The sequence below is a fragment of the Bacillus cereus group sp. MG20 genome (genome assembly GCF_040459885.1).
In the GTDB taxonomy this organism is placed as follows: domain Bacteria; phylum Bacillota; class Bacilli; order Bacillales; family Bacillaceae_G; genus Bacillus_A; species Bacillus_A cereus.
The window spans coordinates 2,389,048-2,402,259 of the sequence record NZ_JARVHF010000001.1 but is presented as its reverse complement, the minus strand read 5'-3'; the positions used below and the strand labels follow the sequence as shown (position 1 = coordinate 2,402,259).

Sequence of the window (13,212 nt, the reverse complement as noted above, 5' to 3'; positions counted from 1 at the left end):
AAATAATATAAGGTTTTAAAGGAGGTATTTTTGCTTGGAAGAAATCACACAAGAACATATTGATAAGTTGTTATTATTTATGAGAGAAGAAGCGTATAAACCGCTAACGATACAAGAGTTAGAAGAGGCATTTGGAATTGAAGGTTCTGAGGGCTTTAAAGACTTTGTAAAGGCACTTGTAATGATGGAAGAGAAGGGACTTGTTATTCGTACACGTAGCAACCGTTACGGTCTTCCTGAAAAGATGAATTTAGTAAGAGGTAAGTTAATTGGACATGCACGTGGTTTTGCATTCGTTGTACCAGACGAGAAGAAAACGGGAGACGATGATCTTTTCATCCCTCCTACAGAATTAAACGGTGCACTTCATGGCGATACAGTATTAGCACGACTTAGTTCTCAATCGAGCGGTTCACGTCAAGAAGGTTCAATTGTACGCATTTTAGAGCGTGGAACGAAAGAACTTGTTGGTACATATACAGAATCGAAAAATTTTGGCTTTGTTATACCTGACAATAAGCGCTGGACGAGTGATATCTTTATCTTGAAAAGTGCATCAATGGGTGCTGTAGAAGGTCATAAGGTAGTTGTGAAAATTACGAGCTACCCAGAAAACCGTTTAAGTGCAGAAGGTGAAGTTATTCAAATTCTAGGTCATAAAAATGATCCAGGAGTAGATATTTTATCTGTCATTCATAAACATCATTTACCTTTAGCATTCCCTGAAGAAGTGATGGAGCATGCAAACAGTGTACCAGAAACGATTTCAGAAGAAGATTTAAAAGATCGCCGTGATTTACGTGATCAAATGATCGTAACGATTGATGGTGCAGATGCGAAAGATTTAGATGACGCTGTTACAGTAACGAAGCTTGAGAACGGCAATTACAAGCTAGGCGTTCACATTGCGGATGTAAGTCATTACGTTCAAGAAGGTTCTCCAATTGATGTAGAAGCAGCGGAAAGAGCGACAAGTGTGTATCTTGTTGACCGTGTAATTCCAATGATTCCACATCGTCTATCTAACGGTATTTGCTCATTAAATCCGAAAGTAGACCGTCTGACATTATCTTGTGAAATGGAAATCAACAACTTAGGTGATGTTGTTAAACACGAGATTTTCCAAAGTGTGATTAAAACGACAGAGCGTATGACGTATGCTGACGTAAGAAGCATTTTAGAAGATGAGGACGAAGAGTTAATTAAGCGTTATGAGCCATTAGTACCGATGTTTAAAGAGATGGGGCAATTGGCACAAATTCTACGTGAAAAACGTATGCGCCGTGGTGCAATTGACTTTGACTTTAAAGAAGCGAAAGTATTAGTAGATGAAGAAGGAAAACCGACTGATGTTGTTATGCGCGATCGCTCTGTATCAGAGAAGTTAATTGAAGAATTTATGCTTGTTGCGAATGAAACAGTAGCAGAGCACTTCCACTGGATGAACGTACCGTTTATGTACCGTGTCCATGAAGATCCGAAAGAAGATAAGCTTGAGCGTTTCTTCGAGTTTGTAACGAACTTCGGATATGCGGTAAAAGGACGTGCGAATGAAGTGCACCCTCGTGCGCTGCAACAAATTCTTGAAATGGTTCAAGGACAGCCGGAAGAAGTAGTTATTTCAACGGTTATGCTTCGTTCTATGAAGCAAGCACGTTACGATTCGGAGAGCTTAGGACATTTCGGCTTATCAACTGAGTTCTACACGCATTTCACATCGCCAATTCGTCGTTACCCAGATACGATTGTTCATAGATTAATTCGTGAATACATCATTAACGGTAAAGTCGACAGTGAAACACAAGCAAAATGGCGTGAAAACTTACCAGAGATTGCAGAGCACTCTTCTAATATGGAACGCCGTGCTGTTGAAGCAGAGCGTGAAACAGATGAGATGAAAAAAGCAGAGTATATGGTTGATAAGATCGGTGAAGAGTATGACGGTATGATTAGCTCTGTAACAAACTTCGGTCTGTTTGTAGAGCTTCCAAATACGATTGAAGGTCTTGTACACGTTAGCTACTTAACGGATGATTACTATCGTTACGACGAAAAACATTTCGCTATGATCGGAGAACGTACAGGTAACGTATTCCGCATCGGTGATGAAATTACAATTCGCGTTATTAACGTAAATAAAGACGAGCGTGCAATCGACTTTGAAATCGTTGGTATGAAAGGCACACCTCGCCGTAAGTTCAAAGATCGTCCAGTCGTTATCGAGCAGCCAAGAACAGGCAGAAAGAAACGCGGTGGACGTAGCGAGCGCAGTAATGAGCGTGGCGGTGAACGTGGCACAGGTAGAAAATTTGACCGTGGTGGCAAAGGAAAAGGAAGAGGATCCGCATCTGCATCCACATCCGCATCCGCAAGTCAGCCAGGGAAAAAAGATGGTAACGGCAAGAAGAAAAAAGGATTTTTCGAAAACGTACCAGGATTCAAGAAGAAAAAGAAAAAGCGTAAGTAAGAAAAGAGTGGCTTCGCTTTGATGAAAAGCGGGGCCGTTTTCTTTTTTCTTCGTGGCTTGAGAGCGAGCCACTTTCGCTTTTTGATGGAATCCAGCTACAGTGGCTAGAATGTTTGGCGGCTTCGCTTCTTCCCAGAGGCAAAGAGCGCCTCAAGGTCAGAAGCTCCATCCACCTCACATTCTGAACGAGCCACTTTCGCTTTTTATTAACATTTGTTACAATAGTAAAAATAGAGGAGGGACGTTATATGCCAAAAGGTACAGGTAAGGTTATTGCACAAAATAAAAAAGCGTTTCATGATTATTTCATCGAAGAAACATACGAAGCAGGGCTTGTCCTTCAAGGAACGGAAATTAAGTCGATTCGCGCTGGTCGCGTGAACTTGAAAGATGCGTTTGCACGTGTACATAATGGTGAAGTATGGGTTCATAATATGCACATTAATACATACGAACAAGGGAATCGTTTTAACCATGATCCACTTCGTACGAGAAAATTACTTCTTCATAAAAAAGAAATTGATAAGCTAGCGGGCGCTGCAAAAGAAACAGGTTACGCATTAGTTCCACTTAGAATCTATTTGAAAAATGGATTTGCAAAAATGGCACTTGGTTTAGCAAAAGGTAAGAAACAATATGATAAACGTCACGATTTAAAAGAGAAAGAAGCGAAACGTGAAATTGCACGCGTGTTCCGTGATCGCCAAAAGATGTAATACAGATATTTACATTTGTAAAACGGCGCGCGTATGATATAATAACTTATGTAAGGTTGTTGCACATTGAAAAACAGCTCTTAGTAGCTATCACGATATTTTCTTCGTATGCTCCATTTTTATCATGGGGACGTTACGGATTCGACAGGGATAGTTCGAGCTTAGGTTGCGAGTCGAGGGGATCGGCCTCGTTAAAACGTCAAAGCCTATAATTGGCAAACAAAACAATCTTTCTTTAGCTGCTTAATTGCACTAAAGGTTCCTCCCTCCATCGTCCATGTGGTAGGGTAAGGGACTCAAACTAAGTGGACTACGCCGGAGTTCGCCGTCTGAGGACAAAGGAAGAGAACAACCAGACTAGCAACTTGGAAGCCTGTCGATAGGCCGAAGAGTTCGCGAAATGCTAATATATCGACTACACTCGTAGAAGCTTAAGTGCCGATATTTTTGGACGTGGGTTCGACTCCCACCGTCTCCACCAATACATATTTGGTGGTTTTTTTATTTTGTATGATATGAACCATAATTTTGCCAGATTGGCGAGGTTATGGTTCTTTTTGTTTGTGGCAAAGTTATGGTTCTAAAAATAGAATGTATCTAATTTCTTGGTTCTTTCAATTACATCATCAATGCATCTTGTGTGTTATCCCTTAACTATCACAATTTTATCCAGTAAAAGCCTGATTGGTGAGGACTCATAAGCAGTGGGGGATGAACATCTCTATTTAATTAATACTTCGATTTATTAGAATCTTCATATGTTTTGTGTTTTTATCCATACCTATTGTAAGATTATATAGAGTTCTCCTAATAAACTGTTTTAATGGATTATTTAGGAGTTTTAAATTTATAAATCTTAAATTATTTTTCCAAGATAATTTTTTTATCTAAATAATTTATATTGAAGTAGAGGTGAACCATCGGTGAAGCAGGTGTTGGTGATTAAAAATGAACGGTCTTCAGCAAAGAAAATCGTAAGCGGTTTAACGCAAGAAGGCTATTTCATTTTAAAACTTCACAATGAAAACGAAGGTTTAAATATAATATATGAACAAGATTGGGATATTATCATATTGGATTGGGACTCATTAAGTATATCTGGACCAGAAATTTGCAGACAAATACGACTTGTTAAAACCACACCGATAATTATTGTGACCGACAATATTTCTAGTAAGGATTGCATAGCAGGGCTACAAGCAGGAGCAGATGATTATATAAGAAAACCATTTGTGAAAGAAGAATTAGTAGCAAGGGTTCAAGCAATTTTAAGGAGAAGTGACTATATCCAGCAAAATGAGATGAAATTTTTTCAGTTTAAAGATCTCTTTGTTGATGCATCTAGCAATATTGTGAAAAAAGGTGGCGAAAATCTCTCACTTACTAAGCGCGAGTATGATTTACTTGTATTTTTAATCAAAAACAAAAACACAATATTGAGCCGTGAGATGCTTTTGAATCAAGTTTGGGGATATAACGTAGTAGTAAATCCAAATGTAGTAGATTTATATATTGGGTATGTAAGAAAAAAGTTAAAGTGCGAGAAGAAAGACAGATATATTCAAACGATACATGGCAGAGGCTATTCAATGATTGACTGATAAAAATAAGATAATAAAAAAATGAGTAAAACTATTTCATTCAGTTTTACTCGTTTTTTTATTAAATGTGATAATCAAATAGTTTCTGAGAAGTATTAAAAGATGTAAAAAAATATTTCTATCAGGTAATGGATTATGAAAACATTAGCTATTAATGAGCATTTTTTGCAGGGGAAATTATGGTTTATAAGGTGCTCATCTTTTGGGTATTGTGTAGGGGACGATTCTAGCGCGCATTAGTTGAGACCGGATCTAATGAAAGTGTCTACTCGAAAAAAATCGACACGCTCTGAAGAATAAAGGTTAATCAACACGCCCGACTTCATATATTACTTTGTTTGCCTGATTTTATGAATTCACACCATTCACAAGATTTTCACAGAATTAATGACTATACTAATTAACAGGATGTTCAAATGAAAATGATTATCAATAGCGATTCAATTGAATAAAAGTTACTTTCTAATTCAATCTATGGATGTCATCATTTTCGAAATAAATCACACTATAAGGAGTATACATATGAAAAAATCTATGCTTTTAAAATTAGTGAGTATTCTAGCAATTTTCACTTTAATGTTAGTAGCTTGCTCAGATTCAAGTAAAGAAACTTCGAAGGCTAATAATAAAGATAATGGTAGTGATAAGCCAAAAACGGTTGAAATCACTGATGCTCATGGAACTGTTAAAGTCCCTGTAAACCCAAAGAATGTAGTTGCTTTGGATAACAGAACTTTTGAAACTTTATCTGATTGGGGAATTAAATTAGCGGCTGCTCCAAAGGATATCATGCCTGCTGATTCAGCATATAAAAAGGATGAAAAAGTTCAAAATATTGGGAATCACCGTGAACCAAATCTAGAAATTATTGCAGCGGCAAATCCTGAACTTGTAATTGTTGGTCAAAGATTTGCTGACCATTACGAAGAAATCAAAAAATTAGTACCAAATGCAGCAGTTATTGATCTTAATTTTGATGTTTCTGAGAAAGCTACTAAGCCTGGCGAAAACTTAGTAAAAGGACTTAAAGATTCTACAATTACTTTAGGAAAAATCTTTAATAAAGATAAAGAAGCTAAACAATTAGTAGCTGATTTTGATAAATCTATTGAAAAAGCAAAATCTGCTTATAACGGAAAAGATAAAGTTATGAGTGTTATCGTTACTGGTGGTAATATTGGTTTTGCTGCGCCACATTCTGGTCGTGTTTGGGGACCAATGTATGAAATTTTCGGTTGGACTCCAGCGTTAGAAGTTTCAAATTCTACTGCAGGTCATAAAGGTGATGACGTTTCTGTTGAAGCTATTGCACAAACAAATCCTGATTGGATTTTCGTATTAGATCGTGATGCTGCAACATCTGATGCAGCTAAGTCAACACCTGCTAAGGATGTTATTTCTAAATCACCTGCTCTTCAAAACACAACTGCTGTTTCTAAAAAACAAGTTATTTATGCACCAGAAGATACTTACACAAATGAATCAATTCAAACTTATATAGAGTTATTTGGAAATATGGCAAAAACTTTAGCTAAGTAGTGTAAAGGGGTACGAAACAGTGTCAAAAAATATGATTTCTAGGGTTGAGAATATTTCTCAACCCCAGTTTTATAATCAAAATAAAATATGGACAAAACCTTTTATAATAGCAGTTATAGTTGTTATAATTTTAGGGATTATATCACTGTTTACTGGAGTTTATGATATACGTGGACAAGAGGACGGGACAGAGATGTTTTTCATAACTCGTGTTCCGAGAACAGCTGCATTAATGCTTACTGGAGCTGCGATGGCGATGGCAGGGCTCGTAATGCAACTCATTACACAGAATCGCTTTGTTGAACCTACTACAACGGGGACTATTGAATGGTCAGGCTTAGGCCTGCTTTTTGTGTATTTATTATTTCCTGCCCCGACTTTAGTTCAAAGAATGACTGGTGCAATCATTTTTTCTTTTATAGGAACTATGATTTTCTTTCTATTTTTAAGAAGAGTTAAGCTTCGTTCGTCTTTAATTGTTCCGATTATTGGATTGATGCTTGGAGCAGTAATTTCTGCAGTGTCTACTTTTTTAGGACTCCTTTTTCAAAAGACGCAAAGTATTGAAACTTGGTTTGTAGGTTCATTTGCTAACATTCAGGTGGGAAGATATGAATATTTATGGCTGATTGTTATCATTACTTTTCTTATTTTTATGTATGCTAATAGATTGACTTTAGCTGGACTAGGAGAAGATGTCGCAACAAGTCTTGGAGTTAATTACAATAGAATTGTTCTTTTTGGGACTGCTCTTATCTCTGTTGCAGTTGGAATTGTTGCAGCTGTTATTGGACACTTACCTTTCTTAGGATTAATTGTGCCAAATATCGTTTCAATGTTTAGAGGTGATGATCTTAGGAGTAATTTACCTTGGGTTTGTGTGATCGGAATGGGATCAATAACTGCCTGTGACATCATTTCTCGAACAATTATACAGCCTTTTGAATTACCTGTTTCTTTAATACTTGCAACAGTGGGAGCAGTCGTGTTTATTACTATTTTATTGAGACAAAGAAAACCAAGGAGGCTACGATGATCACATTAGAATATAGAAAAAAAGAAAATGTCGAAATCGATTCTAGCCTTCATAATGAAAGTAGATCAGCTAGTGCTTTTCGGTCTAAGAAGGAAGCAAGACGTTATTGGATTTTACTGATAACATTGATTGCTTTAGGTCTTCTTTCTTCATATGGACTTTTAGTTTATAACAATCCAGTTCCGATAGATTCACCTTCTTTTATCCCAGTCGTTAAGAGAAGGATAGTAGCTATTGTTGCAATGATTATTGCTGCGGTTTGCCATAGCTTGTCGACAGTTGCTTTCCAATCTATTACGAATAATAAAATTATTACTCCTTCACTTTTAGGTTTCGAATCACTTTATTCAGCAATTCAAACGAGTACAGTATTCTTCTTTGGTGCTAGTGCGTTAATAAATTTTAATGGAATTGGATCATTTTTATTCCAAGTTGTTGTTATGGTCTTCATGAGTTTAATACTTTATGGATGGTTACTTTCCGGTAAATACGGGAATTTACAACTTATGCTTTTAGTTGGAATTATTATTGGTACCGGGCTAAATTCTGTGTCAACTTTCATGAGAAAACTACTTGCGCCTTCAGAATTTGATATTTTACAAGCAAGATTATTTGGTTCTGTTAATCATGCAGATCCTGCATATTTTCCTATTGTAATTCCTATGATCATAATTGTAGCGGTATTAATTTTTGCTCATTCTAAGAATTTGAATGTTTTGTCACTAGGAAAAGATGTTGCTACTTCTTTTGGAGTTAAATACCAACCTAGTGTAATTTATACGCTTGTATTAGTAGCTATTTTAATGTCCATTTCAACAGCTCTAATTGGGCCACTTACTTTCTACGGCTTTTTAGTGGCAACTTTGAGTTATCAGGCAGCGTCAACTTATGATCATAGATATATTTTTCCGATGGCTTTTGCTATAGGATTTTTAATAATGACGAGCGCATACTTTTTAATGTATCATTTATTCCATGCTCAAGGTGTAGTTTCAGTTATTATTGAATTATTTGGTGGAATCATATTCTTAACTATAGTTTTAAGGAAGAGGGCTTTATGATAAAAATCGATAATGTTAAAAAGTTCTATACTGATAAGGTAAAAATAGGACCTTTGGATATTGAAATACCAAAAGCAGGCTTTACTTCTTTAATTGGACCAAATGGTGCTGGAAAGTCAACAACACTTTTGATGATTGGCAGACTTTTAGATATGGATGAAGGCCAAATTCAGGTAGCAAATATGGATGTTTCTGAATCCAAATCAAAAGATTTAGCAAAAGTTTTGACTATATTGCGACAAGAAAATCATTTTGTAACTAGGCTTACTGTGAGACAACTAGTTGGATTTGGGCGCTTTCCTTATTCAAAGGGAAGATTGACTAAAGAAGATGAGGCTATCATCTCTAAATATATCGATTTCTTAGATTTAACTAGTTTAGAGAATAGATATTTAGATGAGCTTTCTGGTGGTCAAAGACAAAGGGCATATGTAGCGATGGTATTGTGCCAAGAGACGGAATATGTACTTTTGGACGAACCTCTGAACAACCTTGATGTTGCTCGTTCTGTTCAAATGATGGAGCATTTGAGACGTGCAGCTAATGAATTTGGACGAACAATTTTGACTGTCATGCATGACATAAATTTTGCAGCTAAATACTCGGATAAAATTTGTGCTATGAAAGATGGACAAATTGCTGCTTTTGGAACAGTAGAAGAAGTTATGGACCCAACACTTTTGACAGATATTTTTGAAACAAAAATAGAAATTATTAATGGTCCTTATGGGCCGATCGCAGTTTATTAGTTATAAAATGTCTTGCGTAGATTATGCAAGCTACTCTAGTTGAAGTTGCTGTCTATATTTTATAGGCAGCAGCTTTTTTTATGTGATTACTCATAAAATGCAAAAGAATGCTTCACCTTTTCAAGTATGTACCAAACGAAAAAATATCTCTGTATAATTTTTCAAAAGAATTCAGCTTGTTTTTTGTATATGTAATATTGCATATCAGAGTGTATTGATAAAAGTGTAAGGGGTCACTATAATGAGGGCATAAAGATAAATCACATTTTCGTAGCAATAAAAAGGAGGAAATAATATGGAAATCGCAATGGCAGTTTTAAAATTTGTAGGTGGCGTAATCCCGTTAATTCAAGAACTTTTAAAAGCATTTATGTAAATTTATTAGTTAGCAATCATTTATCAATCATTATCATATTTTACTAAAAAAAGAACGGGGTGATTTTTCTGAATATTAAGAAAAACACTAAAAGAAGAAAGTTCCTTGCATGTTTATTAGTTAGTCTATGCACTATTAATTATTCATCTATTTCCTTCGCAGAAACACAAGCAAGTAATGCAACTGATGTAACCAAAAATGCTAGTGGCATTGATACTGGTATAGCAAATCTTAAATATAATAATCAAGAGGTTTTAGCTGTAAATGGTGATAAAGTAGAAAGTTTTGTTCCGAAAGAAAGTATCAATTCAAATGGTAAATTTGTAGTAGTGGAACGCGAGAAAAAATCACTTACAACGTCACCAGTCGATATTTCAATTATTGATTCTGTAGTGAATCGCACGTATCCAGGAGCTGTACAACTTGCTAATAAAGCTTTTGCAGACAATCAACCGAGTTTATTAGTGGCTAAGAGAAAGCCTTTGAATATTAGTATAGACTTACCGGGCATGAGAAAAGAAAATACAATCACTGTCCAAAATCCGACATATGGTAATGTAGCTGGAGCAGTAGACGATTTAGTATCTACTTGGAATGAAAAGTATTCTACAACACATACGTTACCTGCAAGAATGCAGTATACGGAATCTATGGTTTATAGTAAATCACAAATTGCAAGTGCTCTTAATGTTAACGCTAAATATCTTGATAACAGTCTAAATATTGATTTTAATGCGGTTGCAAATGGAGAGAAAAAAGTGATGGTAGCGGCGTATAAGCAAATATTTTATACGGTAAGTGCTGAACTACCTAACAATCCATCCGACCTTTTTGATAATAGCGTTACTTTTGACGAGTTAACTCGAAAAGGCGTAAATAATTCGGCTCCACCTGTTATGGTTTCAAATGTAGCTTATGGTAGAACGATTTATGTAAAATTAGAAACAACATCTAAGAGCAAAGATGTACAAGCTGCTTTTAAAGCCTTACTTAAGAATAACAGCGTTGAAACAAGTGGACAGTATAAAGATATTTTTGAAGAAAGTACCTTTACTGCTGTAGTATTAGGCGGAGATGCGAAAGAACATAACAAGGTTGTTACTAAAGATTTCAATGAAATCCGAAATATTATTAAAGATAATGCTGAATTAAGTCTTAAAAATCCAGCATACCCAATTTCATATACAAGTACTTTCTTAAAAGATAATGCAACTGCTGCTGTTCATAACAATACAGATTATATTGAGACGACAACTACAGAATATTCAAGTGCTAAAATGACACTTGATCATTACGGTGCTTACGTTGCTCAATTTGATGTATCTTGGGATGAATTCACATTTGATCAAAAGGGTAACGAAGTACTAACACATAAAACGTGGGATGGTAGTGGAAAAGACAAAACGGCTCATTACTCTACAGTTATCCCTCTTCCACCGAATTCAAAAAATATAAAAATTGTAGCAAGAGAATGTACAGGTCTTGCATGGGAATGGTGGAGAACAATTATTAATGAACAAAACGTTCCATTAACAAATGAAATAAAAGTTTCAATTGGAGGAACAACATTATACCCAACAGCTAGTATTAGTCATTAAGTATAAAAAAACACTTTTTCCACGGAAGAGGTGTTTTTTTATAGGGAATACAAATAAAATTATTTTCAAAATATGTGGTTGGAATTCAAGTAAACGCAATTTTAGTGAATACATTTTAAAGTCTTGCAATCAAATCAATCTTGATATATAGTTTAGTTAAGTGAACTAAATCAAATTGTATTCGGGGGTTTTGAAATGGAAAAAGAAATAATTTCAAACGAAAATAAACAAAAAAAGCCATTGCTTTTTAAAATTGGAATAGGACTTCTAATCATATATGTTCTACTTTGGGGAAGTGCTTTAATCATACCATTTACTTCACTTTCGACGCAGGTAAAGACCATTGTCATTCCAGGGTGTATAGTAATAGGAGAAATTCTATTTTTGATAGGTGCTGTCTTTGTTGGAAAAGAAGTGGTGGCAAAATATAAAAAGTATTTAAACCCGAAAAATTGGAGAAGAAAAGGTGAGAGAGAAGTATGATAAATAAAAATATAGCTGAGGAAATCAATCAAACACTTGAAGAACTATGGATATTACTTGAAACGAAAGAAAGATCTTATACGAATTTTAATTTAAATAATCAGCAATATACGTTGTTAACATTAATTATTAGGTACCCATCATCCACTCCTAAAGAGTTAGCTGAAAAAATGAATGTGACGAAAAGTGCCATTAGCCAGCAGTTAGTGAAACTTGAAACGGAAGGATATATTTTCAGAAGGCAACATGCAGAAGATAAACGTGCATTTTCAGTTGAATTAGGTGAGAAAGGCTTGTTATATAAAAAAGAAATGGACGCATATATGCAACAGGTTTCTGAAAAATATTATGCAAGTTTATCACCTGAAGAATTAACAAACCTTTTATCAGCGCTTCAAAAGCTAACGAAAGTAATTGATGAACTGTAGTGGTTATTCAATGTAAAAAATAGTATACGCTGAACAAAACGGTCAGCGTATACTAATTCATGTTTCGAATATAAAAAGTAGATTTTTAATCAAATCAATTAAAAACTAAATTGTGGTTTCATATCACCTTTATAAGGTTCATGTTCAACGAATATAGTTATATCCTTACCAGTTTGGTCTTTACCAGTTCTTTTATACGTAAATTTATTCTTATTTAGTTCAGTAAGCTCAAGAGCAGCACCGTATTTATTATTTCCAATTGAAACATGGGCTCTTATTTTATTTTCGTGTACAACATCGAAGTAGCCATAATCACCGCGGCTTTGACCTGTTTCGCTATTGAAGAACTCATATTTATTAGATTTGTCATCAAATTTTGCTAGGCTTATAAAATTCGAATTAAACTGTGTTACATCGTTACCAGCTTCGTTTAATACCTTTGTTCCGTGCCAAAGGGTACCGCCCAAAATTTTATCTCCATCAACGTTTTTAACAATATCTCCTGTAGTCGTGTTCAGCTGCTTGTCCGGATCAGTGAAAGAAAGTTCTTTTTCTTTATATGGGACATGTTCAACGAAAACTTCTACATCTTTACCGTTAGCGTCTTTCCCCATTCGTTTATAAGTAAATACATTTTTGTTTAGTTTTGTCATGTCAACGACAGCTTGATACTTCATTGATTCTGAAATTAATATTCTCTTCTTCCCATCATTTGTGACAAAGAAAGTTCCTTTATCGCCACGACTTGCACCTGTTTTAGCATCAAAAAATTCATATCTGCCTGACTTCGCATCATATTTTGCAAGACCAATGAAGTTTGCATTCTCTTTTGTTAAGTCATTCTTATCTTTGTCATACACTCGTGTACCTTGCCAATTTGTCTCGCTAAGAATATTAGCCATTTTTTGCCCTTTAGTTAATTTATTTTCCTTTTTTGTTTCTTTAGCAACTTGTTCTTGTTTTTGTTTCCCATGATTTTCTTCAGCTTTAGTACCAGCACACCCTGTTAATGCTAATGTGAATCCGAGCAGTACGGATGATAGTGCTTTTGCTTTTTTGTTCATGTTTTATCGTCTCCTTATTTTATGATTTCAAGTAGTACGGTTAGCGATTATAGTAGCAGTGCGTCATATATGAACTTAGTTGCTACGTTTCTTA

Annotated in this window: 11 protein-coding genes and 1 other RNA gene; 11 read left to right on the top strand and 1 reads right to left on the bottom strand. The window is 35.2% G+C overall.

Features of this window, described 5'->3' with window-relative positions:
* Window positions 1-34 precede the first annotated feature (34 nt).
* The 11 genes from rnr to QCI81_RS12390 all read left to right on the top strand — a co-directional run bounded on the left by rnr (window position 35) and on the right by QCI81_RS12390 (window position 12,054).
* Window positions 35-2,467: a ribonuclease R gene (gene rnr, locus QCI81_RS12440; protein WP_097961007.1), complete on the top strand. Its 2,433-nt coding sequence runs from the start codon at window positions 35-37 to the stop codon at window positions 2,465-2,467.
* Window positions 2,468-2,715: 248 nt separating this feature from the next.
* Window positions 2,716-3,183, top strand: coding sequence for an SsrA-binding protein (smpB, locus tag QCI81_RS12435; protein WP_001123920.1), 468 nt, complete (start codon window positions 2,716-2,718; stop codon window positions 3,181-3,183).
* Window positions 3,184-3,309: 126 nt separating this feature from the next.
* Window positions 3,310-3,664: a transfer-messenger RNA gene (gene ssrA, locus QCI81_RS12430) on the top strand.
* A gap of 442 nt (window positions 3,665-4,106) precedes the next feature.
* On the top strand, window positions 4,107-4,784 hold the full coding sequence (locus QCI81_RS12425; protein ID WP_053563383.1) for a response regulator transcription factor: 678 nt from the start codon (window positions 4,107-4,109) through the stop codon (window positions 4,782-4,784).
* Between the two features lie 522 nt (window positions 4,785-5,306).
* Window positions 5,307-6,323 (top strand): siderophore ABC transporter substrate-binding protein, encoded by a 1,017-nt coding sequence (locus QCI81_RS12420; protein ID WP_063246369.1) that lies wholly within the window; start codon window positions 5,307-5,309, stop codon window positions 6,321-6,323.
* 19 nt (window positions 6,324-6,342) lie between these two features.
* Window positions 6,343-7,359 (top strand): ABC transporter permease, encoded by a 1,017-nt coding sequence (locus tag QCI81_RS12415; RefSeq protein WP_000042077.1) that lies wholly within the window; start codon window positions 6,343-6,345, stop codon window positions 7,357-7,359.
* Window positions 7,356-8,420: an iron chelate uptake ABC transporter family permease subunit gene (locus tag QCI81_RS12410; RefSeq protein WP_353810771.1), complete on the top strand. Its 1,065-nt coding sequence runs from the start codon at window positions 7,356-7,358 to the stop codon at window positions 8,418-8,420. Before QCI81_RS12415 ends, QCI81_RS12410 begins: the two co-directional genes overlap by 4 nt.
* Complete coding sequence (locus QCI81_RS12405) at window positions 8,417-9,169, top strand: iron ABC transporter ATP-binding protein (protein WP_000590061.1); 753 nt, start codon at window positions 8,417-8,419, stop codon at window positions 9,167-9,169. The genes QCI81_RS12410 and QCI81_RS12405 overlap by 4 nt, the downstream gene beginning before the upstream one ends.
* Window positions 9,170-9,604: 435 nt before the next feature.
* Complete coding sequence (gene alo / locus QCI81_RS12400; RefSeq protein ID WP_000576726.1) at window positions 9,605-11,143, top strand: anthrolysin O/cereolysin O family cholesterol-dependent cytolysin Alo; 1,539 nt, start codon at window positions 9,605-9,607, stop codon at window positions 11,141-11,143.
* Between the two features lie 195 nt (window positions 11,144-11,338).
* Window positions 11,339-11,626, top strand: coding sequence for a transporter suffix domain-containing protein (locus QCI81_RS12395; RefSeq protein WP_353810770.1), 288 nt, complete (start codon window positions 11,339-11,341; stop codon window positions 11,624-11,626).
* Window positions 11,623-12,054 (top strand): MarR family winged helix-turn-helix transcriptional regulator, encoded by a 432-nt coding sequence (locus QCI81_RS12390; RefSeq protein ID WP_000608841.1) that lies wholly within the window; start codon window positions 11,623-11,625, stop codon window positions 12,052-12,054. Before QCI81_RS12395 ends, QCI81_RS12390 begins: the two co-directional genes overlap by 4 nt.
* Window positions 12,055-12,152: 98 nt before the next feature.
* Here the strand turns inward: QCI81_RS12390 and QCI81_RS12385 are convergent, their stop codons facing one another.
* On the bottom strand, window positions 12,153-13,118 hold the full coding sequence (locus QCI81_RS12385) for a DUF4822 domain-containing protein (protein ID WP_071731063.1): 966 nt from the start codon (window positions 13,116-13,118) through the stop codon (window positions 12,153-12,155).
* Window positions 13,119-13,212 lie beyond the last annotated feature (94 nt).

Excerpts from the sequence above, each read along its gene's own strand:
- smpB (WP_001123920.1), top strand. The coding sequence starts at position 2,716 with ATGCCAAAAGGTACAGGTAAGGTTATTGCACAAAATAAAAAAGCGTTT.
- QCI81_RS12420 (WP_063246369.1), top strand. The coding sequence starts at position 5,307 with ATGAAAAAATCTATGCTTTTAAAATTAGTGAGTATTCTAGCAATTTTC.
- QCI81_RS12410 (WP_353810771.1), top strand. The coding sequence starts at position 7,356 with ATGATCACATTAGAATATAGAAAAAAAGAAAATGTCGAAATCGATTCT.
- QCI81_RS12405 (WP_000590061.1), top strand. The coding sequence starts at position 8,417 with ATGATAAAAATCGATAATGTTAAAAAGTTCTATACTGATAAGGTAAAA.
- QCI81_RS12395 (WP_353810770.1), top strand. The coding sequence starts at position 11,339 with ATGGAAAAAGAAATAATTTCAAACGAAAATAAACAAAAAAAGCCATTG.
- QCI81_RS12390 (WP_000608841.1), top strand. The coding sequence starts at position 11,623 with ATGATAAATAAAAATATAGCTGAGGAAATCAATCAAACACTTGAAGAA.
- QCI81_RS12385 (WP_071731063.1), bottom strand. The coding sequence starts at position 13,118 with ATGAACAAAAAAGCAAAAGCACTATCATCCGTACTGCTCGGATTCACA.